This window comes from Pseudomonas sp. B21-054, from assembly GCF_026016345.1.
GTDB lineage: Bacteria > Pseudomonadota > Gammaproteobacteria > Pseudomonadales > Pseudomonadaceae > Aquipseudomonas.
This window is the reverse complement of the sequence record NZ_CP087204.1, coordinates 4,865,001-4,889,549: the sequence shown is the minus strand read 5'-3', so window position 1 is coordinate 4,889,549 and position 24,549 is coordinate 4,865,001. Positions and strand designations below refer to the sequence as shown.

Below are 24,549 nucleotides of genomic sequence, written 5' to 3'. Positions count from 1 at the left end.
GATTGTAATCCTCTGTAGGATTTGCTCCTAGAGGGATGTCGGAGATGAGCACGTCTGTGGCTGTCGAAGATGACGGTGGAGGAATATTTGTGATGAGAGCATCCTGTGGCGAGGGGATTTATCCCCGCTGGGTTGCGTAGCAACCCTAAAATCTGCCACCCCAGTACATCAGGTTGGTTGCATCTGCCTGTTTGGGGGCGCGTCGCAACCCAGCGGGGATAAATCCCCTCGCCACAAGTCCACACTGTCCCCGGTCCAAACAATTTGTAATGTGCAGGTTTAGAGGGATCAGCCTTCAACCAGCGGAATATGCCCAAACAACTCCTGGGCGAACGCCACACGCTCTTCCACGGTTTCAACGACGCCCCGTTCCTTGAGTTCTTCCAGGCGTGCTTCCACCGCATGGGTGCGCAGGGTCAGGCCGCAATCGTTGGCGATCTGGATGTTCAGCCCCGGGCGGGCGTTGAGCTCCAGGATCAACGGGCCTTTCTCCTGGTCCAGCACCATGTCGACGCCGATGTAGCCCAGCCCGCACAGCTCATAGCAACCGGCGGCCAGTTTCATGAAACCATCCCAGTAGGGCAGTTGTACGCCATCCACCGCGTTGGTGGTGTCGGGGTGTTTGGTGATGATGTTGTTCAGCCAGGTGCCACGCAGGGTCAGGCCGGTGGCGAGGTCGACACCCACGCCGATGGCGCCCTGGTGCAAGTTGGCCTTGCCGCCGGATTGGCGCGTTGGCAAGCGCAACATGGCCATCACCGGATAACCCATCAATACGATGATGCGGATGTCCGGCACGCCTTCATAGCTGATGCTCTTGAAGATCTGGTCCGGCGTCACGCGGTACTCGATCAACGCCCGGTCACGGTGACCGCCCAAGGAATACAGGCCCGTGAGGATGCTGGAGATATGGTGCTCGATTTCCTCGTGGCTGATGATCTTGCCGGACACCGTGCGATAACGACCCTCGAAACGGTCGGCAATCACTATGATGCCGTCACCGCCCGCGCCCTGGGCCGGCTTGATCACGAAGTCGGTACGCCCGCCGATGATCCCGTCGAGCTTGTCGATTTCCTTCTCGGTGGAGATCACCCCATACAGTTCCGGCACATGGATACCGGCGGCGATGGCCCGTTCCTTGGTGATGATCTTGTCATCGACGATGGGGTACAGGCTGCGCTTGTTGTACTTGAGCACGTAATCGGCGTTACGCCGGTTGATGCCCATGATGCCCCGGGCTTCCAGGGCCTTCCAGGTCTTCCAGAAGCCGAACATCAGGAGTCTGCCTTGAGGAAGGCCTTGAACCGCACCAGCTCGGTCAGGCGGTAGCCGCGATAACGCCCCATGGCCAGCATGAAGCCCACCAGGATCAGCAGGATCGCCGGGAAGGTGAACACGAAATACACCAGTTCCGGCACGCTCATGATCAGGTGCGCCAGGGAGGCGGCGAACAAAGTACCGATGGCGACTTTCATCGCGTGGCCGGCGCCGCGTTCTTCCCAGGTGATGGACAGGCGTTCGATGGTCATGGTCAGGATCACCATTGGGAACAGCGCCACCGACAAGCCGCGCTCCAAGCCCAGCTTATGGCTGAACAGGCTGATGGCGGCGATCAGCACCACCACGAACGTCAGCACCACCGAGAGCCTTGGCAGCATCTGCAGCTTGAGGTGCTCCAGGTACGAGCGCAGCGACAGGCCCAGCGTGGTGATCACCGTGAACAGGATGATGCCGAAGCCCAACTGGGTTTCCCGGAAGGCCAGGGCGATCAGCACCGGGGTAAAGGTCCCGAGGGTTTGCAGGCCGATCAGGTTGCGCAGGATCAGGATCACCAGCACGCCGATCGGGATCATCACCATGATCATGAAGGTTTGCTGGGTTTGCAGCGGCAGGCCGTAGAGCGAGTATTCGAGGAAGTTGGCGTCGGTGTTCTCGTCCGTCAGCTTGGCCAGGCGAATGGCGTTCATTTCGCTGTTGTTCATGCTGAAGGTCACGGTGGCTTTCTTGCCGCCGTCGACGGTGATCAGGTTTTCATCGCCGGTCCACCACAGCAGGCGGTCGGTGGGCAGCCCCTGTTCGCCGCTGTCCGGGTTGAAGTACAGCCAGTCGGCGCCGTTGAAACTGCGCAACCACAGTTCAGGTGTCTGCGGTTGATCGGCGACCAGGCGGATGGTGTGGACCTTTTCCACCGGCACGTGGGCGATGGACAGCACCAGTTCGACGATCCTGGCCTTGTTGGCCGATGAGGGATCGCCGGCCAGCAACAGCTTGACGTTGTCGTCGTTGAGGTTGTTGACGCGCTTGATGGCCTCGCTGATGAAGGTTTCGACGTCGGCCGAATGCTGGCGGATCGGCGCGAGCAGGGCTTCGGCGGCCAGCTTTTCCGGGCCTTCGACGGCGATGCTGTCGCGGAAGGTCGGGCCCTTGACCTTGGTTTTTTCGGCGCTGTAGCGCTTGGTCAACACCAACCGGTAATACAGCGTCTGGTTGCCCTTGGCCCGCCGCGCCGACCACGTCACCTTGCGGTTACCGTCGACCCGGTTCACCGCCACCCCATAATTGTTGGAGATAAAGCTCTCGTTGAGGCTCACGTAGTCGCGGCTCAGGGGCGGCACGAACATCTGGATCTTGACCGGATCCTTGGCATTGGGCACGAACTCGACCTTGGCGTCGATGTTCCACAGGTCGTCGGTGGCGTCTTCGGTGACCGGAATGCCGAGCACGAAAATCTGATAGGCCGTCACCGACAGGCCCAGCACCACCAGGATGGCGATCAGCATTTTCAGATGGAGGGTAAGGGAGCGCATTGGAATTACTCTGCGGTTTGAGCGGCATTGGCGCAGGCGGGTTTGCCGGCAGCGTATTTAAGACTGGGGTCGACCAGTGCGTCGAAGCGCTTGAGCGCCTCGGAACCGATCAGCAACGGGTATTGGAAGGCACTACGGTCGGTGAGGTTCACTTCGATGCTGCGCAGGGCCGAGCCCATGCAAATGTCCAGCTCGATGACCGGTCGCGCCGTGTATTTCTTGCCTTCTTCCGGGTCGTAGTCACCGGCGCGGCGCTTGATCTTGCTGACCCGGGCCAGCGGACGTTCGATGGGGTGCGAATGGGCCGCGTCGATGGCCAGGTAAAAACGCACCCAGGATTCGCCATTGCGTTTGAAGCGCTTGATGTCCCGGGCGCTGAGCGAAGCGGTCTTGGCGCCGGTGTCGAGCTTGGCGGCGACCTCCAGGTCAATGCCCTGCAGGGCTGCGTATTCGTTGAGACCGTACACGGTTTTTTCGCCCGCCACGGCAAGCCCCGGCAGGCACATGAAATAAAGGACAGCGGATAAGGGCTTGAGTGTCATAGATCCTGGTGCGCAGCGTTCCGTTTATCGGTTCAGGCCCTGGCATTACTGCACAAGCTCCCTGGGCAGCCTTCCCTATAAAAGGAGAGCAGCAAATCGCGCGGCATTCTAGCACGGTGGTTTTCTGACGCCACCGCTGGCCCGAGGCTACGAGTCATCCAAACGGCCGGTTATGTCCGACGCTGTTGTTAGACGATTGTCGACAATGTTGATTTTTTCTTTGACGTTTATGGGCTTGTTGGGTAGTTTTTGTCGTAATGATTTTCAAGGTGTCGACAATATGCTCGAGCAGCTCGAATCCCCGGTGATGGCCCAGGACGACTCGGAAACCCTTTCCGAGAACGTTTTCCGACGTATCCAGGCCGCCATCGTCAAAGGTGAAATCGCCCCCGGCAGCAAGATCTCCGAGCCCGAGTTGGCCCGCACCTACGGCATCAGCCGCGGGCCGCTGCGCGAGGCGATCCATCGCCTGGAAGGCCAGCGCCTGCTGGTGCGCATTCCCCACGTCGGTGCCCGGGTGGTGTCCCTGAGCCACGCTGAGCTGCTGGAACTCTACGAAATCCGTGAATCCCTCGAAGGCATGGCCTGCCGCCTGGCGGCCGAACGCATGACCCTGGAAGAAATCGACGAGCTGCGGCGGGTCCTGGAAACCCACGAGCGCGATGCGGCGTTCCAGGCCGGTGTCGGCTATTACCAGCAGGAAGGCGATTTCGACTTTCATTACCGGATCATCCAGGGCAGCGGCAACCGCACCCTGACGCAAATGCTCTGCGGCGAGCTGTATCAACTGGTGCGCATGTACCGCATCCAGTTCTCCACCACGCCCAACCGGCCGCGCCAGGCGTTTGCCGAGCACCATCGGATTCTCGACGCCATCGCCGATCGCGATGGCGAACTGGCTGAATTATTGATGCGTCGGCACATCGGCGCTTCCAAACGCAACATCGCGCGTCATTTCCAGGACAGCGCCACTGAACGAGGTGAGTCATGAGCAACAGCACTCCAGGCCAGCGTTTCCGCGATGCGGTCGCCAATGAGCATCCGCTGCAAGTGGTGGGCACGATCAACGCCAACCATGCGCTGCTGGCCAAGCGCGCCGGTTTCAAGGCGATCTACCTGTCCGGCGGCGGCGTGGCGGCCGGTTCCCTCGGCGTGCCGGACTTAGGGATCACCGGCCTGGATGACGTGTTGACCGATGTGCGGCGTATCACCGATGTGTGCGACCTGCCGTTGCTGGTGGACGTGGACACCGGTTTCGGTTCCTCGGCGTTCAACGTGGCTCGTACGGTCAAGTCGATGATCAAGTTCGGCGCGGCGGCGATTCATATCGAGGATCAGGTCGGCGCCAAGCGCTGCGGTCATCGTCCGAACAAGGAGATCGTTTCGCAGCAGGAAATGGTCGACCGCATCAAGGCCGCCGTCGATGCCCGTACCGACGACAGTTTTGTGATCATGGCCCGTACCGATGCCCTGGCCGTGGAAGGGCTGGAGTCTGCCCTGGATCGCGCCGCTGCCTGCATCGAGGCCGGTGCCGACATGATTTTCCCTGAGGCCATTACCGAACTGGAGATGTACAAGCTGTTCGCCAGCCGCGTGAGGGCGCCGATCCTGGCCAACATCACCGAATTCGGCGCGACACCGCTGTACACCACCGAACAGTTGGCCGGTGCCGACGTGTCCTTGGTGCTGTACCCATTGTCGGCTTTCCGCGCCATGAACAAGGCTGCCGAAAATGTCTACACCGCGATCCGCCGCGACGGCACGCAACAGAACGTCATCGACACCATGCAGACCCGCATGGAGCTTTACGACCGCATCGACTACCACACCTTCGAGCAGAAGCTCGATGCGTTGTTCGCGGCGAAGAAGTAAGACGCGATTCCCCACAACTTGCCGATTCCCAACAAATTCAAGAATGGAGACAGCAAATGGCCGAAGCAAAAGTACTCAGTGGCGCCGGGCTCCGTGGCCAGGTGGCCGGGCAAACCGCATTGTCCACCGTAGGCCAGTCGGGCGCAGGCCTGACCTATCGCGGCTACGACGTTCGCGACCTGGCGGCAGATGCGCAATTTGAAGAAGTGGCCTACCTGCTGCTGTACGGCGAGCTGCCGACCCAGGCACAGCTGGACGCCTACACCGGTAAACTGCGCCAGTTGCGGGACTTGCCCCAAGCCCTGAAAGAGGTTTTGGAGCGCATTCCCGCCGACGCCCACCCGATGGACGTGATGCGCAGCGGCTGCTCGTTCCTGGGCAACCTGGAACCCGAGGAAGATTTTTCCCAGCAGCATGACAAGACCGACCGTCTGCTGGCCGCGTTCCCGGCGATTATGTGCTACTGGTATCGCTTCAGCCACGAAGGCCAGCGCATCGAATGCGTGACCGACGAAGCGTCCATCGGCGGCCATTTTCTGCACCTGCTGCATGGCAAGAAGCCGAGCGAGTTGCACGTCAAGGTGATGAACGTGTCGCTGATCCTCTACGCCGAGCACGAATTCAACGCCTCGACCTTCACCGCCCGGGTTTGCGCCTCCACCTTGTCGGACCTGTTCTCCTGCATCACGGCTGCCATCGGCTCGTTGCGCGGCCCGTTGCATGGCGGTGCCAACGAAGCGGCGATGGCGATGATCGAACGCTTCCAATCGCCGGAGGAGGCGGTCAAGGGCACCCTGGCGATGCTCGAGCGCAAGGACAAGATCATGGGCTTCGGCCACGCGATCTATAAGGACAACGACCCGCGTAACGAGGTGATCAAGGGCTGGTCGAAAAAACTTGCCGATGAAGTGGGCGACACGGTGCTGTTTCCGGTTTCCGAAGCCATCGACAAGACCATGTGGGAGCAAAAGAAACTGTTCCCCAACGCCGATTTCTACCATGCCTCGACATACCACTTCATGGGCATCCCGACCAAGCTGTTCACGCCGATCTTCGTCTGCTCGCGCCTGACCGGCTGGGCCGCCCATGTGTTCGAACAACGCGCCAACAATCGCATCATCCGCCCGAGCGCCGAATACACCGGCGTCGAACAGCGCAAGTTCGTGCCAATCGAACAACGCTGAGCTGGAGGGTTTTAGCTGCCGGAACTGAATGAACCCGAAACCCTGTGGGAGCGAGCTTGCTCGCGATTGCGTACTGACATTCAACATTGATGTCGATGGATACACCGCTATCGCGAGCAAGCTCGCTCCCACAGTGGCCGGGGGTGACTTCAAGTCCTGCGCCAGCCCCTTCTGAAACCACCGTGACCGAGTCCTGACGATGAACACAGAATTTCGCAAACCGCTGCCCGGCACTTCGCTGGATTATTTCGACGTTCGCGAGGCCGTGGATGCCATCCGCCCCGGCGCCTACGACGGCCTGCCGTACACCTCCCGCGTGCTGGCGGAGAATCTGGTACGTCGCTGCGACCCGGCCACGCTGCGCGAGTCGCTGCTGCAACTGATCGAGCGCAAGCGCGACCTGGATTTCCCCTGGTTCCCGGCCCGCGTGGTGTGCCATGACATCCTCGGCCAGACCGCGCTGGTGGACCTGGCCGGCCTGCGCGACGCCATCGCCCTGCAAGGCGGTGACCCGGCGCAGGTCAATCCGGTGGTGCCGACCCAACTGATCGTCGACCACTCCCTGGCGGTGGAAAGCGGTGGTGCCGATCCCCAGGCCTTCGCCAAGAACCGCGCCATCGAAGACCGGCGCAACGAAGACCGTTTCCATTTCATCAACTGGACCAAGAAAGCCTTCAAGAATGTCGACGTGATTCCGCCAGGCAACGGGATCATGCACCAGATCAACCTGGAAAAAATGTCGCCGGTGATCCAGCAGCGTGACGGCGTGGCCTTCCCCGACACCTGCGTCGGCACCGACAGTCACACGCCCCACGTCGATGCCCTGGGCGTGATCGCCATCGGCGTCGGCGGCCTGGAAGCCGAAAGTGTCATGCTGGGTCGCGCCTCGTGGATGCGCTTGCCGGAAATCATCGGCGTCGAGCTGACCGGCCAGTTGCAACCGGGCATCACCGCCACCGACATGGTGCTGGCGCTGACTGAGTTCCTGCGCAAGCAAAAAGTCGTCGGTGCCTGGCTGGAGTTCTTCGGTGAAGGCGCCAGAGCCCTGACCTTGGGCGACCGTGCGACCATCTCCAACATGGCCCCGGAATATGGCGCCACGGCGGCGATGTTCCATATTGACCAACAGACCATCGATTACCTGAAACTGACCGGCCGCGAAGACGAGCAGGTGCTACTGGTCGAGACCTACGCCAAGCAGGCAGGCCTGTGGGCCGACAGTCTCAAGGGCGCGCAGTACGAGCGTGGCCTGACCTTCGACCTGTCCTCGGTGGTGCGCAACATGGCCGGCCCGAGCAACCCCCACGCCCGCGTCGCGGTCTCGGATCTGGCCGCCAAAGGCATTTCCGGACAGTGGGACGATGTGCCAGGACAGATGCCTGACGGCGCGGTGATCATCGCCGCCATCACCAGTTGCACCAACACCAGTAACCCGCGCAACGTGATCGCCGCCGGCCTGCTGGCGCGTAACGCCAATCGCCTGGGCCTGACCCGCAAGCCGTGGGTCAAGTCGTCCCTGGCACCGGGCTCGAAAACCGTGGCGTTGTACCTGGATGAAGCCGGTCTGACCAAGGAGTTGGAACAACTGGGCTTTGGTGTCGTGGCCTTTGCCTGCACCACGTGCAACGGCATGTCTGGCGCCCTGGATCCAGTGATCCAGCAGGAAATCATCGACCGTGACCTGTACGCCACCGCCGTGCTGTCGGGCAACCGCAACTTCGACGGACGCATCCACCCATACGCCAAGCAGGCGTTCCTGGCGTCGCCGCCGCTGGTGGTGGCCTACGCCATCGCCGGGACGATCCGCTTCGATATCGAGAAGGATGTGCTGGGCGTGGTGGACGGTCGGGAAATCCGCCTCAAGGACATCTGGCCGAGCGACGAAGAGATCAATGCGGTGGTCAAGGCCTCGGTGAAGCCGGAGCAGTTCCGTCAGGTGTACATCCCGATGTTCGCCATCCAGGAAGACACCGGGCCGAAAGTCACGCCGCTGTACGATTGGCGCCCACAAAGCACCTACATCCGTCGCCCGCCTTATTGGGAAGGGGCACTGGCCGGTGCGCGACCGCTCAAGGGCATGCGCCCGCTGGCGGTGTTGCCGGACAACATCACTACGGACCACTTGTCGCCCTCCAACGCCATCATGCTGGACAGCGCCGCCGGCGAATACCTGGCGAAAATGGGCCTGCCGGAGGAAGACTTCAACTCCTACGCGACCCACCGCGGCGATCACCTGACGGCGCAACGCGCCACCTTCGCCAACCCGAAGCTGTTCAACGAAATGGTCCAGGAAAACGGCAAGGTCAAGCAGGGTTCCCTGGCCCGGGTCGAGCCGGAAGGCAAGGTCATGCGCATGTGGGAAGCCATCGAGACCTACATGGAGCGCAAGCAGCCGCTGATCATCATTGCTGGCGCCGACTACGGCCAGGGTTCGTCCCGGGACTGGGCGGCCAAGGGCGTACGCCTGGCCGGTGTCGAGGCGATCGCCGCCGAAGGTTTCGAACGCATCCACCGCACCAACCTGGTGGGCATGGGCGTGTTGCCGCTGGAGTTCAAGCCCGGGACTGATCGCAAGACCCTGGGCATCGACGGCAGCGAGATTTACGACGTGATCGGCGAACGCACTCCGCGGGCAACGCTGACCTTGGTCATCACCCGCAAGAACGGCGAGCGCGTCGAGGTGCCGGTGACCTGTCGCCTCGACACTGCTGAAGAAGTGTCGATCTACGAAGCCGGTGGCGTGCTGCAACGCTTTGCCCAGGACTTCCTTGAATCGGCGGTGGCCGTTTAAATCGCTTGGGTGGCCCGTTCTCTGGCCACCCTTTTTTCAGGAGTTAGAGCACATGGCTCACTCGCCTCAAATCAAGATCCCCGCGACCTACATGCGTGGCGGCACCAGCAAAGGCGTGTTCTTCAGCCTGCAAGACCTGCCTGAAGCGGCCCGCGTCCCTGGCGCCGCCCGGGATGCCTTGCTGTTGCGGGTGATCGGCAGTCCCGACCCGTATGAGAAGCAGATCGACGGCATGGGCGGTGCGACGTCCAGCACCAGCAAGACTGTAATTCTGTCCAAGAGCACCCGGGCCGATCACGATGTCGATTACCTGTTCGGCCAGGTGTCCATCGACAAGCCGTTCGTGGACTGGAGCGGCAACTGCGGCAACCTGTCGGCGGCGGTCGGTTCATTCGCCATCAGCAGTGGCTTGGTGGCGTCCGCTCGTATTCCGCAAAACGGCGTGGCGGTGGTGCGGATCTGGCAAGCCAACATCGGCAAGACCATCATCGCCCATGTGCCGATCACTGACGGTGCGGTGCAGGAAACCGGTGATTTCGAACTCGACGGCGTGACCTTTCCGGCGGCCGAAGTGCAGCTGGAGTTCATGGACCCGGCGGCAGAAGAAGAGGGCGGTAGCGGCTCGATGTTTCCCACTGGCAACCTGGTGGACGACCTCGAGGTGCCAGGTGTGGGCACTTTCAAGGCAACCCTGATCAACGCCGGGATCCCGACGATTTTCATCAATGCCCGGGACGTCGGCTACACCGGCACTGAATTGCAGGGCGCGATCAACGGCGATCCCAAGGCATTGGCGATGTTTGAAACCATTCGCGCCCACGGCGCCCTGCGCATGGGCTTGATCAAACATCTGGACGAAGCCGCCCAGCGCCAGCACACGCCGAAAGTGGCGTTTGTCGCACCACCGGCCGACTACCTTTCATCGAGTGGAAAAGCCGTGGCGGCCGGGGATGTCGACCTGCTGGTGCGGGCGCTGTCCATGGGCAAACTGCACCACGCCATGATGGGCACGGCGGCGGTTGCCATCGGCACGGCCGCGGCGATTTCCGGCACCCTGGTGAACCTGGCGGCGGGCGGCATCGAACGCAACGCCGTACGTTTCGGCCACCCCTCCGGCACCTTGCGCGTCGGCGCCGAGGCCAGCCAGATCAATGGTGAATGGACCGTGAACAAAGCCATCATGAGCCGCAGCGCGCGGGTGCTGATGGAAGGGTTTGTGCGGGTGCCGGGGGATGTGTTTTAACGCAAATATTTCAGGACCAACACAAAACCTGTGGGAGCGAGCTTGCTCGCGAAGGCGCTGTGTCTGTCAACATCGATGTTGAATGTGCCGGCTTCTTCGCGAGCAAGCTCGCTCCCACATGGGCTTTGTGTGTACGCGAAATCTGTGAACATCGGTGATCAACTGTGGGAGCGGGCTTGCTCGCGAAGGCGGTGTGTCAGTCGACATCAATGTTGACGGTGCCGGCCTCTTCGCGAGCAAGCTCGCTCCCACATGGGCTTTGTGGTGTGCGCGAAATCTGTGAACATCGGTGATCAACTGTGGGAGCGGGCTTGCTCGCGAAGGCGGTGTGTCAGTCGACATCAATGTTGACGGTGCCGGCCTCTTCGCGAGCAAGCTCGCTCCCACAGGGGGATTGCGTTTCTGTAATCAACCCTTCTTCGTCAGCGCCGCGACCACCAGTCCCACATTGCTCTCCAGCTCCGCCACCGGGTCGGCGGCGTCGGTGCTGAGCACCAGCAATTGGCTGCCACCCTCGGTAATGGCGGCTTTCAGCGCCTCCGAAGGCTGGCGATGGTGTAGCACCAGTGCCACGTCGTTGTCTTTCAAGGTCGCGGTCAATTGCTTGAGGGCTTCGGGTGTCCAGTCGGCGTCGGGCCGGGCATCGCTGCTGATCCCGTCCAGATTGAGTCCGCTGATCAAGTAACCGAAATGTTCGCTCAGGCTGACCACGCTCAGGTTGTCGGCGCTGGCGAGCTGCTTTTCGCTGTCGGCACTGAGTTTGAGCAGGCGTTGCTTGAGGGCAGCCAGGTTGGTGTCGATTTTCGGTTTGGCCGTTGGGGCCAGGCGCACCAGGTCGGCGGCGATCACATCGGCCATGCGCCCCAGGTTATGGCTGGCCATCCACGGCTGGCTCGCCAGCCCGTCGGCCATGCCCGGTTGCACGGCGATACCGGGAAGGGCGCCATCCACCGGGCGCGCGGCATCGACTTCGACGATGCGGATATTGCTGCGTCGGGCCATGGGGTACAGCGGATCGTCCGGCCATAGCGAGCGCAGGCCGATCACCCCATCGGCCTCGCTGGCCAGTTTGCCCAGGGCCGGCGCACCACGGCCGCTGAAGTAGGCGCTTTGCCGAGTGCCGGGCAGATTGGCAGGCGCGGCTCTCTCCAGCTTGACGTCGGTGCCCTTGAGCAAGGCCTCGCCCAAGCCATAGGTGACTGGCAACGAGGCCAGTAAGTGCACGGGGTTGCCTTCGGTGGCGAATGACGAGGGGGGGACCACGCCGCACAGGGCCACGGCCAAGGCCAATTGTCGTAATGAAAAAACCATTTATCCAAGATTCCCTTTGAGACTGGGGACAATGCCGCGGGCTATGGCGCTCAAGGCGAAGGCGATGCCGGCCACCAGGATGATCGCGGCACCGGACGGGATCGGCAGGTCGAACACAATCGGCGCGAGGATCCCGCACAAGGTGCTGACGGTGGCGATCAGCACTGAACACCAGAAAAAGCCTTTCAGTGATTGACTGAGCAAGCGCGCCGCCGCGGCGGGAATCACCAGCAACGCGCCCACCAGAATGGCGCCGATGACTTTCACCGCCGCCACGGTGATCAACGTCACCAACACCACGAACAGATAATCCAGGGTCTTGACCGCTACTCCCCGCACCGCCGCCAGTTGCGGGTTGAAGCTGGCGAGCATGATGCGGTTGTACAGCGGCAGCGCCAGGGCCATCACCAGCGAGCCGACCACGGCCAGCACCAGCAGGTCATTGCCGTTGACTGTCAGCACCGAGCCGAACAGTACGTTTTCCAGGATGTGCACATTGATCTTGCCCGCCAGGATCAATAGCAGGCTGGCGCCCAGGGCCAGGGACACCGACAGGAAGACGCCGATCAGCGTGTCCGGCGCCAGGCCGGTGCGGTTGCGCAGGTAGTTGAGCAGGATGCCGAACAGCAGGCAGTAGCCGAACAGGCTGCCATACGGCCCGGTGTAGGGTTCACCGAGCAGAATGCCGATGGCCACGCCGGTGAGCGCCGCATGGCCCACCGCCTCGGAGAAAAACGCGAAGCGCTTGACCACCACCAGCGTGCCAAGGCCGCCCAACACCGGACCGATCAACAACCCGGCCAGCAGCGCATTGACTACAAACCCATAGGCCAGCGCCTCGGGCAGGTAACCGGCCGAGGCCCAGCCCTGGACCATCAAACGAAAGGCTTCATAACTCATCAGGCAGCGCTCCCGTTCGTGCGTGGATGGGTGGAAAACAGCGTCAGCAAGCGCTCCGGCGTCAGGGTCTGGCGGGGCGGGCCGTCGAACAGCACGCGACGATTCAGGCCGGTGACACGGTCGGCCAGGCGCCCGACGGCTTCCAGGTCATGTTCGATCCACAACACGGTGATGCCGGCTTGGCGCCAGTCCTGTAGCAAGCGTTCGAACACCTGGATACCGGCCTCATCCAGGGCCGACATCGGTTCATCCAGCACCAGCAATTGCGGCGGCGGAATCAGCCCCTGGGCCAGCAACACCCGCTGGCGCTCGCCGCCGGACAGTGCGCCCATGCGCCGCTTGCGCTTGTCCTGCATGCCGACCCGCTCCAGGGCCTGGCCGATGGCGCCGGCGTAATGCTTGCTCAGGCCCAGGAACGCCGGCCGCCGCTGACACATCGCCGCCATGAAATCATCCACCGTCATGGGCAAGCCCCGGTCGAACTCCAGCGCCTGGGGCACATAGCCGATGACGCCGGGTTCGCCCGGCCACTGCAGGCTCAAGCGTCCCTGGTGCGGCATCTGCCCCAGCAAGGTCTTGATCAGCGAACTCTTGCCGCCGCCGTTGGGGCCTACCAATGCATGGATGCAGCCGGGTTGTACCTGGAAGGTGATGGCGTCGAGAATCGTGGTGCGACCCAGGCTCAGGCTGACCTCGGAGCACTCGATCAAAGGACCGACGCGGTGCGGGGTGACGGTTTCCTGGACGGTCATGCGCCGGACTCCTGGATCGCTCGGACCACGGTGTCGAGGTTGCCGGTCATTTCCTTCTCGTACTTCTCGGCGCTGTAGTCGCCGTAGGAAATATGCGAGAGCGGGTACAGCTTCACCCCCGACTCACGCTGGATGGTGTCGACATAGGTGGATGGGAAATCCATTTCCGAGAAAATCACCTTCACGTCCAGCTCGCGCAGTTGGTCGATGGTTTTCTTCAACTGGCTGGGGCTCGGTTCGATGCCATGGGCCGGCTCGACCACGGCGGTCACTTCCAGGCCGAATTCACGCAATAGGTAGTCGTAGGCGGCATGCACCGTGGCGACCCGCAACTCGGCGTTGGGGGCCTGGGTCAGCTTCGCCAGGGCGTCGGCGCGCATCTGCCGCAGGCGCTTGCCGTAGGCGCGGGCGTTCTGGGTGTAGGCCTTGGCGTTGTCCGGGTCGAGCTTGCCCAACTCCCGGGCGATGTTATTGACCTGGGCGATGGAAGCGCTGATGGACAGGAAGGTGTGCGGATTCACGACCTTGCCCGCGCCTCGGGCGGCGGTGCCAGTGGCAGCCAACAGGGGCACGTTTTCGTTGGCTTCGATCACCTTCACGTTCGGGGTTTCGCTGGCGGCGATCATGCGGTCGGCAAAATCGTCGTGACCCACGCCGTTGAGCACGATCACGTCGAGGCCGCTGATGCGCTTGATGTCCTCGGCCCTTGGTTCATAGGCATGGGGGTTGAAACCGGCCGGGATCAGCGGCACTACCTCGGCCTTGTCGCCGACGATGTTGGCCACGTAGCTGTAGTACGGGTGCAAGGTGATGCCGATGCGCAGGCGCTTGGCTGTTTCGGCGCTGGCCTGCGAGGTGAACAGGCAGGCCAGCAGGCCGATCAACAGCAGGCGCAGCAAGGGGCGGCGTTGAGATGCAATAGGCATGGGCGAAGGGTCTTCTCTCGAATGAGGCGTGGGTCAGTGTCGGTGCTGGCGGGTTACGCCGGCATCGAATTGCGCGACGATCTGTTGCCAGCCGGCGGCGGACAACACGGCATCGTCCAGCGCGGTGGGAGCTGTTGGCGCATGGTCACGGTTGAGCCAGATGTCCGGGGCGGCGTCGGACGCTTCGCTGATGCGCATCAGAAACGAGCCGGCGACGGACGGACGAGTGCTTGCGCCGAAGTAGGCCCGGTCCTCCAACTGTTGCCAGACATGGCCGCCGCGACTGACCGAACTGGCGTCCTGGGCGAACGGGGCAAAGCCTTCATCGGCCAGCGCCTGTGGGCCGGGCAGGGACTGTTGTTCCTCACGCAGCAGGCGGATCTCATCCAGGGTCACCCGCAGGTCGGCATAGATACCTTGCTCGGCGGCGCTGAGGTCACGGCGGGCATCGAGCTGGTTCGAAGCGAGGTGAGTGGTGTCCTCGGCTTCGCCGTGCCAGGCCACGACCGACCCGGCTCCCAGCACGATGATCAGGCACAGCAGCAACACATACAGGGTTTCATGGCCCGCGCCAGCGGGGCGGATGACTTGGGTGGTGGGGCTGGTCATGGGGCCTCGATATCGGCTTGGTCGATTTCCACCACGTGGCCGGGACCGGCGTCGAAGAGCACGTAGAATTCGGCGTTTGGTTTCTTGAAGGTCAGCGTCGAATCGGCGCCGAGCTTGCCCGGCACCAGGATGGTTTCGTCGTAGCCGATCACGTCCAGGGTCACCCCGGGCGCGCCGCTGCCGTCGGAAAAGCCACCGGTGCATTGGATCTGCTCGGCGTCAATGGCCTTGCATTCGCACATTGGATTGTGGGCCAGGGCGATACTGCTGAAACCGGTGCAGAGCAGCAGCGCCAGGCTGTTGAGAGAGACGCGGGGAGTCATGGTTGGGTTCCTTGAGTCTTCAGCCAGGCGACAGTGGCGGGGGAGGCCTGGCTCAGGGGAATGGAGGCCTGATGCATCGAACCGTCCCAGCCTTCGAGGGTTATCCACAGCTCCGCGTCGGGCTGGGTCTTTTTCGGCACCGGCAGCAAGGCGCCCATGCGATAGGGCGAGCCGAAGAAAATCACCCCGGCGGCCCGCAGGCTGCGGGGCTTGCCAATGCGCAGATAGGTGGCCTTGACCTGGCCGATGCAGCTTTGGCACAGGGCCGCGTTGAAATGTTTCATATGCCCGGCCGGACCATCGGGGCGCGGGGCTTCGTTGCGAAATTCGGCCAGGCGCAAGCTCCAGGGCCCAATCTGGATCTCACCGACCTCCCGCTCACCGAGCCCGGCATCGCCGCGAAACAACGACGCTTCCGAGAAATACTTGGGCATGAAGCCCAAGGGAATCAGCAGCAACAGCACGTTGAGGTGAAAGCGCCATTTGTGCCAGAACCGGCTCAGGCGTGACGGTGGCGAGGCTGTGTTGGATGGGGTCACAGGTTGCCCTCCGGCGATTCACGCTGCATGGACGGCTGCAATGTCCGCGCAGTTCGGGCTTCACGAGTAGGTTTCTGGCTGCGCTTGAACGCATTGGCGGTGGCCAGGGCCGTGCGTTTGGTCCAGATCAGCAACCCGCTGAGGACCATCATGCTCAGGATCAAACCGAAGAAGAACCAGATGAGTTTGATCCACAGGCCGCCGAAATCCCCGGTGTGCAGCGGGCGCATGGACTCGGTGACGAACTCCAGCGTCGTGCGGTCCGACAGCAACCGCGAGGCCGCCACGTCACCGTTGTAGGGATTGATGGTGGCGGTCTGGTACATCAGCGGGTACCAACCACGGCCGCCGACTTCCAGATGGCTGTAGGCGTTGCCGGGCAGGCTGACAAAACTCGCTTCCAAGCCTGGGATGCGCTGTTGGGCGATCTCGATGGCCCGGTCCAGGTTCAGTTGCGGCGGCGCACCGCCATCGGCGGATAAGGGCACGCTTTCCCGGGCGACGACTGGAATGACCGGGGCGCTGGAAATGGAAATCTGGTTGTCGGACAGCATGGCTTCGATCAGGAACCAGGTGCCGGTGACGGAGATGACCGCGATGAACCAGATCGACCAGATCCCGCTGAGCCGGTGGAAATCGCCCCAGAAAATGCGTGCGCCGTGGCGGATCCGCAGGGTTGGACGGAAGAAGCCTTTCCAGAAACGCTTGTAGACCACCAGGCCGGTCACCAGGGATGCCAGCAACGGTAGGCCCAGGAGCGACACCAGGTACCAGCCCCAGCTGTAGCCGTTGGTGAACGGCACCAACCACCAGCCATGCAGCGCGCGGGTGAAGCCCCTGAAGTTGAACGCCGGCGCCGAGCCCTGGATAACGCCGCTGTATGGGTTGACGTAGACCGTGTCGGGGCGCCCGTCGGGATAGGTCACCTTGGCCTCCAGCGCAAAATGCGACTCGTCCGGACGGGTGATGCTTTGCACCTGGGTTTGCGGTTGGGCTTGTTTGATCGCGGCAATCACTTGGTCATAGCTGAGTAGCGGGGCCTCGTCCGAGGGCTTGCTGGCGCGCATGTCGGGGTTGACCAGCCAGACGATCTCCTGGCTGACCACCGCGAGGGTGCCGGTCACGCAAACGATGAGCACGAAAAACCAGATGGGCAGGGCCAGCCAGCTGTGAACCAGGAACCAGAGTTTGGAGCGGGACTTCTTCGACATGATTGAACGTCTTGATTCGATGAAAGGCTCGGTACTACGGGCTTCGCAATACCCTGAACCCTGAAAGGCCGGCCGTGGCTTTTGCCGACGCGGCCTGCTGCATCTAATTAAGACGAACGAGTCAGTGAAATCCTGAAGGGAAAGATGAAAGAAAATGTTTCGCGTTTAATATCCATGGCGTGTGGCGGGGGAGCCAGCCCCCTCACCACAGTCGGTTAGCGCTAGAACACGTCAGCCTTGCTGTTGAAACATTTCCCTGGCCCGCTGTTCGATCTGCTCCTGGGTCAGGTCCTCCTTGTGTGTCGCCAGGAACCACACGTGCCCATAGGGATCTTTCAAAGTGCCGGTGCGATCACCATAAAACTGATCCTTGACCTCGGAAATCACCTTGCCGCCGGCGGCAATGGCCTGGGCAAAGGCACTGTCCACGTCCTCGACATATAAATGCAGGCCGACCGACGGCGATTGGTCGGGGTTGCTCAGCGGGCCTTGATCGCAAGGCGTGCCGAGCATGATCGGATAGCCGTTGATCCGCAGTTCGGCATGTCCGATGCCCCCGTCGGGCATGGCCAGGCGCATGACCTCGGTGGCATTGAAGGCCTTTTTGTAGAAGTCGATGGCTTCGGCAGCTTTTTGAATGCCCAAGTAGGGCGTGATGTTATTGAAACCTTCGGGAGTAGATTTGACGCCCATGACGGTTCTCCTTGTTGTTATGGGAGGCGAAGAGGGTCTTCGTCAATTTGCGCCCATCCACTATAGGCCAGCTCTCCGGGGCCGGCTCATGGCCTGACGAACGTCTGCGGCTTGTCCAACAGATGCGCGCCCGGACCTTGCTCACCCAACACGTCACCGTAATTGCGCAGCGGGCAAGCTTCCATCGACAGGCAGCCGCAACCGATGCAACCGTTGAGCCGGTCGCGCAGTGCCATCAATTGCTGGATGCGCGCATCCAGCTCCCGGCTCCAGCGCGCCGACAGGATCTGCCAGTCGGCGGCCGTTGGGGCGCGGTTGTCCGGCAGGGTTTTCAACGCTTCGCCGATTTCCGCCAAAGGAATGCCCAGGCGCTGGGCGACCTTGATCAGCGCGACACGGCGCAACACCTCCCGCGGGTAGCGGCGCTGGTTGCCTTGGTTGCGCGTGCTTTTGATCAGTCCCTTGGATTCATAGAAGTGCAGGGCCGTGACCGCCACGCCGCTGCGGGCGGCCACTTGGCCGACGGTCAGTTCCTTGTGGATATTGAGCTGTGCCATTGTTTGAATTCATTGCTTGACCTTGAGTTAACTAGAGGTTTTACCCTGCATGCCTTCGGATCGCAAGATTCGCCTTACGAGCATCGGGGAGCTTTCATGCCATCGCCAAGGAACAATCACAGCTTCACCCAACTCATGGAATTCGACATCGAGCCGCAATGGCAGCAGGCGCTGGTCACGGCCCTGTCAGAACAGACCGAGCGTCTGGCCCGGGATCACCAGGGTTTCTTGAGTGCCAGTATCCAGGCCAGCGAGGATGGTCGACGCGTGCTCAATTACTTGCAGTGGCAAACCCGTGAGGCGGGTGAAGCAGCGTTTCGACGCTTTGAAAGCGGCGAGCAGGATTTTTGGCGGCTAATCCACGCACACCGCGCCAAAGCCGTGACATTTGGCTCATTCCAGGTGCTGCGCAACATTGAGCGCAGCCTGGATAACGCGTTGCATTGCCCGCTGGTCGATTGAGCGCAGCGGGAGATCCGAGTGGGCGATACCCACTATCGAGAGGGTTGATTTCTGCCGGACGGGGCCGGCGGGTAGCCTTTGTTCATCGCCCAACGACAGAACACCGGACACCCGCCATGAACCGTACCCTCGCTGTTTTGCTGCTGTTGACTGCCACCGTATTGAGCGGCTGCGCCAGCTCGTCTCCAGAGCTGCGCCCCTACACCGCCGAAGAAACCCGGGAGCTGGCGCTCGAAGCGTTGAATCGCCGGGGGCTGTCGTTCGACGAATACCATGCGAAAAAAGCCGAATTGCTCGGCACTTCGCCAAAGAACGTGGGTTTCGACGATCAGGGGCAGATGAGTGCCGAGCGGGTCGTGCAACAGCCTGGCCGGTCTAGCTGAAGGACTGTACCGCTCGAAGTTTTGCCCAACTGTCCATGGGTTTGCGCCGGGACGTGGGGTAGGGTCATGACTTGACCGACTGCCCCGATGGATTGACCTGCCATGACCCTTTCGCTTGATCTGCTGCTGGGCTTCGCCCTGTTTGCCCTCGTGACCTCGATCACGCCTGGCCCCAACAACACCATGTTGCTGGCTTCAGGTGTCAACTTCGGTTTCAACCGCACCATTCCTCACATGCTGGGTATCACCTGCGGGTTCTTTTCCCTGGTGTTGGCGGTAGGCCTTGGCCTGGGGGCGGTGTTCCAGACTTATCCGCTGCTCTATACCGCGCTGCGCTACATCGGTGCGGCGTACTTGTTGTATTTGGCGTGGAAAATCGCTCACTCCGGTCCGGTGTCGGAAAGTCAGGCAGGGGACAATACGCCGATCAGTTATTGGGGCGCGGCGGCGTTCCAGTGGGTCAACCCCAAGGCGTGGATCATGGCCATCGGTGCGATCAGCACCTATACACCGCTTCAGGGCTATTTCTTCAATGTGGTGGTGATCGCGGCGGTGTTTGCCCTGATCAACCTGCCGAGCGTGAGCCTGTGGGTGGTCTGTGGCAGCCTGTTGCGCAATTTGTTGCGTGATCGCCGCTGGCTGCGCCTGTTCAACTGGGGGATGGCGCTGTTGTTGGTTGCTTCGCTGTATCCATTGTTGCTCGAAAGCCTCCGTTGAGGGCTGAGCTTCGAAGCGATGCCTGTTAAGCTGGCTGCTCAGGAGCGTTCCTACGCACTTTTAAACGAAGTCCGACTTCTTTAAGGTCTTGATCAGGTACAGCTTGTCTCGAACCCAACGAGGGCACCCGATCCCGGAACAGGCTCTGCGAGATTCCTATGAATAAACGTCCGCTATATTTCGACTATGCCGCCACCACCCCGGTGGATGAGCGGGTCATCCAGGTCATGGTCCAGTGCCTGGGTTTTGATGGTAACTTCGGCAACCCGGCCTCCAGTTCCCATGCCTTCGGCCAGGAGGCTCGGCGCTCGGTGGAGCGGGCGCGCCAGCAGGTGGCCCAATTGGTGGGAGCGCAGTCCGAACAGATCGTCTGGACGTCCGGCGCCACCGAATCCAACAACCTGGCCCTCAAGGGAGTGGCCCAGGCGCGCGGTGGTTCCGGCGGCCATGTCATCACCAGCCTGATTGAACACAAGGCCATTCTCGATACGGCGCGGCAGCTCGAAGAAAGTGGCGTCGCGGTGACCTGGCTGGCGCCGGACGCCGAAGGCCTGATCAACCCGCAAGCTGTTCGCGAGGCCCTGCGTGACGATACGTTCCTGGTGTCGCTGATGCTGGTGAACAACGAGCTGGGAACCGTCAATGATGTTGTCGCCATTGGCGAGATCGTTCGCGAGCACGGTGCGTTGTTGCATGTCGACGCGGCGCAAGGCGCCGGCAAGGTGAAAATCGACCTGGCCCGTTGGCCGGTGGACCTGATGTCTTTTTCCGCGCATAAAATCTACGGCCCCAAGGGCATCGGGGCCCTTTACGTCGGCGACCGCGCCCGGCCACGGCTATCGGCGCAGATTCATGGCGGCGGGCATGAAGGTGGTTTGCGCTCTGGCACCCTGGCGACCCATCAGATCGCCGCCATGGGCGCTGCATTCGAACTGGCCGCCCAGGCCTTCGACGAAGAACTCACTAAAATCGCCCGGTTGCGCAATCGTTTGCTTGAGCCGCTGCTGGCTTTGCCTGGTGTGTGTATAAACGGCAGTGCGACCCAGCGAATTCCTCACATGCTGAGCCTGACGTTCAACGAGGGTGAATTCAACCCGGCAACCTTGGGCGCGTCGATTGCATTTTCCGCGACTTCGGCGTGCAATTCAGCGAGTAATGCGCCGTCTCACGTACTCCTGGCCCTCGGGCACGATGTGCGCACGGCTGGGCGGACCATTCGTTTGAGCCTGGGGCGTTTTACCAGCGAGCAGGATATCGACGAGGCGGTGCGGCTGATCAAGGCAGCCTGCGCGACTGCGCCGGCGTTCTGGGCCGCGACTCCGTAAGCCGAGCGTCTTCGGTACCGAACAACAATTATTGATGAACAGGAGAAACGATGAGCACCGAGCCTTTGACCCATGGACTGGTTCCCCAGCGCCTGGCCCGAATCCGTCAACTGATGAGCCGGGAGGGCATTCACGCGCTGCTGGTGCCGTCGGCCGACCCGCATTTGTCGGAATACCTGCCGGGCTATTGGCAGGGGCGGCAATGGCTGTCGGGGTTTCATGGCTCCGTGGGCACGTTGATTGTCACCGCAAGTTTCGCCGGCGTCTGGGCTGACAGCCGTTATTGGGAGCAAGCCACCAAGGAGCTGGAGGGCAGCGGTATCGAGCTGGTAAAGCTCATTCCTGGCCAGCCCGGTCCGTTGGACTGGCTCGCCGAACAGACGCCTGAAGGTGGCGTGGTTGCGGTCGACGGTACGGTCATGGCCGTGGCGTCGGCGCGGACCCTGAGCGGCAAGCTCGAAGAGCGCGGCGCGCGATTGCGCACCGACATCGATCTGCTCAAGGAGGTCTGGGCTGATCGCCCAAGCCTGCCCGATCAGCCGGTCTACGCGCACTTGCCCCCGCAGGCAACCGTCAGCCGGGTCGAGAAACTCGCCAAGCTGCGCGAGTCCCTCAAGGAGCGCGGCGCCGATTGGCATTTCATCGCCACGCTGGACGACATCGCCTGGCTGTTCAACCTGCGCGGCGCGGATGTGTCCTTCAATCCGGTGTTCGTTTCTTTTGCCTTGATCAGCCAGCAGCAGGCAATGCTGTTCGTGGCCCTGGACAAGGTTGACGCACCGCTGCGTGCCGTTCTCGAACAGGACGGCGTGACCCTTCGCGATTACAGCGAAGCAGCGGCTGCGTTGCGTGAAATACCGGGCGGGGCGAGCCTGCAGATCGATCCGGCGCGGGTTACGGTCGGCTTGCTGGATAACCTGGGCAGTGGCGTGAAGTTGGTCGAAGGCCTTAATCCGACGACGCTGGCCAAGTCCCGCAAAAGCTTGGCCGATGCCGAGCACATCCGCCGGGCCATGGAGCAGGATGGTGCGGCGCTTTGCGAATTCTTCGCCTGGCTGGACAGCGCCTGGGGCCGCGAACGCATTACCGAACTGACCATCGATGAGCACCTGACCGCCGCCCGCACCCGCCGGCCGGATTTTGTTTCCCTGAGCTTCAATACCATCGCTGCGTTCAACGCCAACGGCGCTATGCCCCACTACCACGCCACCGAAGAAGCCCATGCGGTCATCGAAGGCGATGGCTTGCTGCTGATCGATTCCGGCGGACAATACCTCGGCGGCACTACCGACATCACCCGCATGGTGCCAGTCGGAACACCCACCGCCGAGCAGAAGCGTGATTGCACCCGCGTGCTCAAGGGCGTGATTGCCTTGTCCCGGGCCAAATTCCCGCGGGGTATTCTGTCGCCCTTGCTGGATGCCATCGCCCGCGCGCCGATCTGGGCCGAGCAGGTGGATTACGGGCACGGTACCGGCCATGGCGTGGGTTATTTCCTCAACGTTCACGAAGGTCCGCAGGTGATTGCCTATCAGGCCGCTGCCGCGCCGCAGACAGCGATGCAGGCGGGCATGATCACCTCCATCGAGCCGGGCACTTATCGTCCGGGCCGTTGGGGTGTACGCATCGAGAACCTGGTGTTGAACCGCGAGGCAGGTAAAAGCGAGTTCGGTGAGTTCCTTGAATTCGAGACCCTGACGCTCTGCCCGATCGATACCCGGTGTCTGGAGGCGTCGCTGCTGACCCAGGATGAAAAAAACTGGTTCAACGCTTATCACGCCGAGGTTCAGCGTCGATTGAGCCCGCTGCTGGAAGGCGACGCTTTGCAATGGCTGAACACGCGGACACTGGCGATCTGACGCAGGCGATCAGGCAAGGGCTTCACGGACGAAGTCCAGCCGATCCTGACCGAAGAACAGCTCGTCGCCGACAAACATGCTCGGGGCGCCGAACACGCCCCGTTCAATGGCTCCCTCGGTGGCGGTCTTGAGCGCTTGCTTGACCTGTTCGTCGGTCGTCATGGCCAGTACATATTCGGGATCGAACCCCCCTTCATCCAGTACCGCTGCCACCGTTGCCGGGTCGTTGAGGTTTCGACCGTCCACCCACAGGGCGCGGAACAGGCCGTCGATAAAAGCTTCGAAACGTTCGGGGTGGCGCAGTTGCATGCCGGTCACGGCACGCATCAGCAATAGCGTGTTGATGGGAAAGTAAGGGTTAAGCTTGAAGGCAACGCCGTAGCGTTTGGCGAAGCGATTCAAATCCTTGAACAGATAAGGGCCCTTGGCCGGTATGGTGACCGGTGACGCATTGCCGGTGGCCTTGAAGACACCGCCCAGCAGCATTGGGCGATAGACCAGCTGGCTGTTTGTCTGCGCACAAAGCGTCGGCAACTGGGTATAGGCCAGGTACGTGGTAGGGCTGCCGAGATCGAAGTAAAACTCCACCGATTTGCTCATGGGATCTGCTCTCTTATTGTTGTGGGGGGAGGGTTTACCAGCGTTCATTCCAGGGGCGCAGGTCCAGCTCAAAGGTCCAGGCATCACGGGGTTGGCTGTGCAGATACCAATAATTGTCGGCAATGTGCTCGGGATTCAGGATGCCGTCCTCATCCTTGGTGGCATATTTTTCTGGAAAATTAGCGCGGATGAAATCGGTGTCGATAGCGCCGTCCACCACCACATGAGCCACGTGAATATTCATCGGGCCCAGTTCACGCGCCATACTCTGGGCCAGTGCCCGGATGCCATGCTTGGCGCCGGCGAACGCGGCGAACCCTGAGGCTCCGCGCAATCCCGCCGTGGCTCCGGTGAACAGAATGGTCCCACGCTGGCGTTTGACCATCCGCTTGGCCACTTCCCGTGCGTTGAGGAAACCCGAGAAACAGGCCATCTCCCAAATCTTGAAATATTTGCGCGCGGTTTCTTCGAGGATGCTGCAGGGCACGTTGGCGCCGATGTTAAACACAAAGGCTTCAATCGGGCCGATCTGGTTCTCGATTTGCTCGACCAACGCAATCACGTCGTCCTCGTTACGGGCATCACAGGCAAAACCGTGAGCTTCCCCACCCTGGGTGCGGATCTCGTCAACCAATGGCTCGAGTTTGTCGGCGCTGCGGCGGGTGACACAGGCGATAAACCCTTCCTGCGCGAAACGCTTGGCAATCGCCCCACCCGTGGCATCGCCCGCGCCAACAACCAGTACGACCTTCTTGTTATTCATGAGTAGCCTCATTGGTAAACGATCGTTAACTAAACGGACGTTATGCTAAGATCCGCCGAGCGTCAAGGTGAGTAATCAGAGGCAGGACAATGCGTTATTCAGCCAATCACAAGATGGAAACCCGAGAGAAACTCCTCGCCAGTAGTGCCGTATCCGCCAAGAAATCGGGTTTCTCCACGG

26 protein-coding genes (1 of these 26 cut by a window edge) are annotated in these 24,549 nt (G+C 61.6%); 11 read left to right on the top strand and 15 right to left on the bottom strand.

Translation table 11 applies throughout. The annotated features are described in order from the left end of the window. Positions 1-288: 288 nt before the first annotated feature. From LOY70_RS21000 to LOY70_RS20990, 3 genes are read right to left on the bottom strand one after another with little or no spacing between them, the layout of a single operon-like run. Positions 289-1,275: an alpha-L-glutamate ligase-like protein gene (locus LOY70_RS21000; RefSeq protein ID WP_265029193.1), complete on the bottom strand. Its 987-nt coding sequence runs from the start codon at positions 1,273-1,275 to the stop codon at positions 289-291. Continuing rightward, a complete protein-coding gene (locus LOY70_RS20995; RefSeq protein ID WP_123345766.1) occupies positions 1,275-2,807 on the bottom strand; it encodes an inactive transglutaminase family protein in 1,533 nt (510 codons plus the stop codon). Before LOY70_RS20995 ends, LOY70_RS21000 begins: the two co-directional genes overlap by 1 nt. Positions 2,808-2,812: 5 nt before the next feature. Beyond that, complete coding sequence (locus LOY70_RS20990; RefSeq protein WP_025214775.1) at positions 2,813-3,349, bottom strand: ATP-dependent zinc protease; 537 nt, start codon at positions 3,347-3,349, stop codon at positions 2,813-2,815. 280 nt (positions 3,350-3,629) lie between these two features. On the opposite strand from LOY70_RS20990, the gene LOY70_RS20985 reads away from it, so the two are divergent. The 5 genes from LOY70_RS20985 to prpF all read left to right on the top strand — a co-directional run bounded on the left by LOY70_RS20985 (position 3,630) and on the right by prpF (position 10,439). Beyond that, the gene (locus tag LOY70_RS20985; RefSeq protein ID WP_265029192.1) at positions 3,630-4,340 is read left to right on the top strand and encodes a GntR family transcriptional regulator; all 711 of its coding nucleotides are present in this window, start codon (positions 3,630-3,632) and stop codon (positions 4,338-4,340) included. After that, entirely contained in the window at positions 4,337-5,221 is an 885-nt protein-coding gene (gene prpB / locus LOY70_RS20980) for a methylisocitrate lyase (RefSeq protein ID WP_256233269.1), read from the top strand. The genes LOY70_RS20985 and prpB overlap by 4 nt, the downstream gene beginning before the upstream one ends. Before the next feature lie 56 nt (positions 5,222-5,277). After that, complete coding sequence (gene prpC, locus LOY70_RS20975) at positions 5,278-6,405, top strand: 2-methylcitrate synthase (RefSeq protein ID WP_265029191.1); 1,128 nt, start codon at positions 5,278-5,280, stop codon at positions 6,403-6,405. Between the two features lie 199 nt (positions 6,406-6,604). Next, positions 6,605-9,196, top strand: a complete 2,592-nt coding sequence (acnD, locus tag LOY70_RS20970; RefSeq protein ID WP_265029190.1) for a Fe/S-dependent 2-methylisocitrate dehydratase AcnD — start codon at positions 6,605-6,607, stop codon at positions 9,194-9,196. Positions 9,197-9,248: 52 nt separating this feature from the next. Next, the gene (gene prpF / locus LOY70_RS20965) at positions 9,249-10,439 is read left to right on the top strand and encodes a 2-methylaconitate cis-trans isomerase PrpF (protein WP_265029189.1); all 1,191 of its coding nucleotides are present in this window, start codon (positions 9,249-9,251) and stop codon (positions 10,437-10,439) included. Between the two features lie 408 nt (positions 10,440-10,847). Here the strand turns inward: prpF and LOY70_RS20960 are convergent, their stop codons facing one another. From LOY70_RS20960 to soxR, 10 genes are all read right to left on the bottom strand, one after another. Then, complete coding sequence (locus tag LOY70_RS20960) at positions 10,848-11,750, bottom strand: metal ABC transporter solute-binding protein, Zn/Mn family (protein ID WP_265029188.1); 903 nt, start codon at positions 11,748-11,750, stop codon at positions 10,848-10,850. Beyond that, on the bottom strand, positions 11,751-12,650 hold the full coding sequence (locus LOY70_RS20955) for a metal ABC transporter permease (protein ID WP_265029187.1): 900 nt from the start codon (positions 12,648-12,650) through the stop codon (positions 11,751-11,753). After that, positions 12,650-13,402: a metal ABC transporter ATP-binding protein gene (locus tag LOY70_RS20950; protein WP_265029186.1), complete on the bottom strand. Its 753-nt coding sequence runs from the start codon at positions 13,400-13,402 to the stop codon at positions 12,650-12,652. The genes LOY70_RS20955 and LOY70_RS20950 overlap by 1 nt, the downstream gene beginning before the upstream one ends. Continuing rightward, a complete protein-coding gene (locus tag LOY70_RS20945) occupies positions 13,399-14,328 on the bottom strand; it encodes a metal ABC transporter substrate-binding protein (protein ID WP_025214766.1) in 930 nt (309 codons plus the stop codon). The genes LOY70_RS20950 and LOY70_RS20945 overlap by 4 nt, the downstream gene beginning before the upstream one ends. A gap of 33 nt (positions 14,329-14,361) precedes the next feature. Then, positions 14,362-14,937, bottom strand: a complete 576-nt coding sequence (locus LOY70_RS20940; RefSeq protein WP_265029185.1) for a DUF6162 family protein — start codon at positions 14,935-14,937, stop codon at positions 14,362-14,364. After that, positions 14,934-15,260, bottom strand: a complete 327-nt coding sequence (locus tag LOY70_RS20935) for a hypothetical protein (protein ID WP_265029184.1) — start codon at positions 15,258-15,260, stop codon at positions 14,934-14,936. Before LOY70_RS20935 ends, LOY70_RS20940 begins: the two co-directional genes overlap by 4 nt. Next, entirely contained in the window at positions 15,257-15,799 is a 543-nt protein-coding gene (locus LOY70_RS20930) for a thiamine pyrophosphate-binding protein (protein ID WP_265029183.1), read from the bottom strand. Before LOY70_RS20930 ends, LOY70_RS20935 begins: the two co-directional genes overlap by 4 nt. After that, positions 15,796-17,010: a PepSY-associated TM helix domain-containing protein gene (locus LOY70_RS20925; RefSeq protein ID WP_265029182.1), complete on the bottom strand. Its 1,215-nt coding sequence runs from the start codon at positions 17,008-17,010 to the stop codon at positions 15,796-15,798. Before LOY70_RS20925 ends, LOY70_RS20930 begins: the two co-directional genes overlap by 4 nt. Positions 17,011-17,241: 231 nt before the next feature. Next, positions 17,242-17,703, bottom strand: coding sequence for a VOC family protein (locus LOY70_RS20920; protein WP_025214761.1), 462 nt, complete (start codon positions 17,701-17,703; stop codon positions 17,242-17,244). Between the two features lie 86 nt (positions 17,704-17,789). Then, the gene (soxR, locus tag LOY70_RS20915) at positions 17,790-18,260 is read right to left on the bottom strand and encodes a redox-sensitive transcriptional activator SoxR (protein WP_265029181.1); all 471 of its coding nucleotides are present in this window, start codon (positions 18,258-18,260) and stop codon (positions 17,790-17,792) included. A gap of 96 nt (positions 18,261-18,356) precedes the next feature. Between soxR and LOY70_RS20910 the strand changes: the two genes are divergently transcribed. The 5 genes from LOY70_RS20910 (at position 18,357) to LOY70_RS20890 (ending at position 23,006) form a co-directional block, all read left to right on the top strand. Further along, positions 18,357-18,722, top strand: coding sequence for an antibiotic biosynthesis monooxygenase (locus LOY70_RS20910; protein WP_265029180.1), 366 nt, complete (start codon positions 18,357-18,359; stop codon positions 18,720-18,722). 116 nt (positions 18,723-18,838) lie between these two features. Further along, on the top strand, positions 18,839-19,105 hold the full coding sequence (locus LOY70_RS20905; protein ID WP_265029179.1) for a hypothetical protein: 267 nt from the start codon (positions 18,839-18,841) through the stop codon (positions 19,103-19,105). A 102-nt stretch (positions 19,106-19,207) separates the two neighbouring features. Continuing rightward, complete coding sequence (locus LOY70_RS20900; RefSeq protein WP_025214757.1) at positions 19,208-19,822, top strand: LysE family translocator; 615 nt, start codon at positions 19,208-19,210, stop codon at positions 19,820-19,822. A gap of 158 nt (positions 19,823-19,980) precedes the next feature. Next, positions 19,981-21,147, top strand: a complete 1,167-nt coding sequence (locus LOY70_RS20895; RefSeq protein ID WP_265029178.1) for a cysteine desulfurase family protein — start codon at positions 19,981-19,983, stop codon at positions 21,145-21,147. 50 nt (positions 21,148-21,197) lie between these two features. Next, entirely contained in the window at positions 21,198-23,006 is a 1,809-nt protein-coding gene (locus LOY70_RS20890) for an aminopeptidase P family protein (protein ID WP_265029177.1), read from the top strand. 9 nt (positions 23,007-23,015) lie between these two features. Here LOY70_RS20890 and LOY70_RS20885 read toward each other — a convergent pair whose 3' ends face one another. After that, complete coding sequence (locus LOY70_RS20885) at positions 23,016-23,606, bottom strand: 2-hydroxychromene-2-carboxylate isomerase (protein WP_265029176.1); 591 nt, start codon at positions 23,604-23,606, stop codon at positions 23,016-23,018. Positions 23,607-23,640: 34 nt separating this feature from the next. Then, complete coding sequence (locus LOY70_RS20880; protein WP_265029175.1) at positions 23,641-24,369, bottom strand: SDR family oxidoreductase; 729 nt, start codon at positions 24,367-24,369, stop codon at positions 23,641-23,643. A gap of 89 nt (positions 24,370-24,458) precedes the next feature. On the opposite strand from LOY70_RS20880, the gene LOY70_RS20875 reads away from it, so the two are divergent. After that, positions 24,459-24,549: the 5' portion of a TetR/AcrR family transcriptional regulator gene (locus tag LOY70_RS20875; RefSeq protein ID WP_265029174.1), read on the top strand. The gene runs 479 nt beyond the window's last position; the window shows 91 of its 570 coding nt (coding positions 1-91); the start codon lies at positions 24,459-24,461; the stop codon falls past the right edge of the window.

Excerpts from the sequence above, each read along its gene's own strand:
- LOY70_RS20910 (WP_265029180.1), top strand. The coding sequence starts at position 18,357 with ATGCCATCGCCAAGGAACAATCACAGCTTCACCCAACTCATGGAATTC.
- LOY70_RS20935 (WP_265029184.1), bottom strand. The coding sequence starts at position 15,260 with ATGACTCCCCGCGTCTCTCTCAACAGCCTGGCGCTGCTGCTCTGCACC.
- LOY70_RS20950 (WP_265029186.1), bottom strand. The coding sequence starts at position 13,402 with ATGACCGTCCAGGAAACCGTCACCCCGCACCGCGTCGGTCCTTTGATC.
- LOY70_RS20940 (WP_265029185.1), bottom strand. The coding sequence starts at position 14,937 with ATGACCAGCCCCACCACCCAAGTCATCCGCCCCGCTGGCGCGGGCCAT.
- LOY70_RS20955 (WP_265029187.1), bottom strand. The coding sequence starts at position 12,650 with ATGAGTTATGAAGCCTTTCGTTTGATGGTCCAGGGCTGGGCCTCGGCC.
- LOY70_RS20880 (WP_265029175.1), bottom strand. The coding sequence starts at position 24,369 with ATGAATAACAAGAAGGTCGTACTGGTTGTTGGCGCGGGCGATGCCACG.
- prpB (WP_256233269.1), top strand. The coding sequence starts at position 4,337 with ATGAGCAACAGCACTCCAGGCCAGCGTTTCCGCGATGCGGTCGCCAAT.
- LOY70_RS20920 (WP_025214761.1), bottom strand. The coding sequence starts at position 17,703 with ATGGGCGTCAAATCTACTCCCGAAGGTTTCAATAACATCACGCCCTAC.
- LOY70_RS20900 (WP_025214757.1), top strand. The coding sequence starts at position 19,208 with ATGACCCTTTCGCTTGATCTGCTGCTGGGCTTCGCCCTGTTTGCCCTC.
- LOY70_RS20995 (WP_123345766.1), bottom strand. The coding sequence starts at position 2,807 with ATGCGCTCCCTTACCCTCCATCTGAAAATGCTGATCGCCATCCTGGTG.
- LOY70_RS20925 (WP_265029182.1), bottom strand. The coding sequence starts at position 17,010 with ATGTCGAAGAAGTCCCGCTCCAAACTCTGGTTCCTGGTTCACAGCTGG.
- LOY70_RS20960 (WP_265029188.1), bottom strand. The coding sequence starts at position 11,750 with ATGGTTTTTTCATTACGACAATTGGCCTTGGCCGTGGCCCTGTGCGGC.
- LOY70_RS20945 (WP_025214766.1), bottom strand. The coding sequence starts at position 14,328 with ATGCCTATTGCATCTCAACGCCGCCCCTTGCTGCGCCTGCTGTTGATC.
- LOY70_RS20885 (WP_265029176.1), bottom strand. The coding sequence starts at position 23,606 with ATGAGCAAATCGGTGGAGTTTTACTTCGATCTCGGCAGCCCTACCACG.
- acnD (WP_265029190.1), top strand. The coding sequence starts at position 6,605 with ATGAACACAGAATTTCGCAAACCGCTGCCCGGCACTTCGCTGGATTAT.
- LOY70_RS20985 (WP_265029192.1), top strand. The coding sequence starts at position 3,630 with ATGCTCGAGCAGCTCGAATCCCCGGTGATGGCCCAGGACGACTCGGAA.
- soxR (WP_265029181.1), bottom strand. The coding sequence starts at position 18,260 with ATGGCACAGCTCAATATCCACAAGGAACTGACCGTCGGCCAAGTGGCC.
- LOY70_RS21000 (WP_265029193.1), bottom strand. The coding sequence starts at position 1,275 with ATGTTCGGCTTCTGGAAGACCTGGAAGGCCCTGGAAGCCCGGGGCATC.
- prpF (WP_265029189.1), top strand. The coding sequence starts at position 9,249 with ATGGCTCACTCGCCTCAAATCAAGATCCCCGCGACCTACATGCGTGGC.
- LOY70_RS20905 (WP_265029179.1), top strand. The coding sequence starts at position 18,839 with ATGAACCGTACCCTCGCTGTTTTGCTGCTGTTGACTGCCACCGTATTG.
- prpC (WP_265029191.1), top strand. The coding sequence starts at position 5,278 with ATGGCCGAAGCAAAAGTACTCAGTGGCGCCGGGCTCCGTGGCCAGGTG.
- LOY70_RS20890 (WP_265029177.1), top strand. The coding sequence starts at position 21,198 with ATGAGCACCGAGCCTTTGACCCATGGACTGGTTCCCCAGCGCCTGGCC.
- LOY70_RS20990 (WP_025214775.1), bottom strand. The coding sequence starts at position 3,349 with ATGACACTCAAGCCCTTATCCGCTGTCCTTTATTTCATGTGCCTGCCG.
- LOY70_RS20895 (WP_265029178.1), top strand. The coding sequence starts at position 19,981 with ATGAATAAACGTCCGCTATATTTCGACTATGCCGCCACCACCCCGGTG.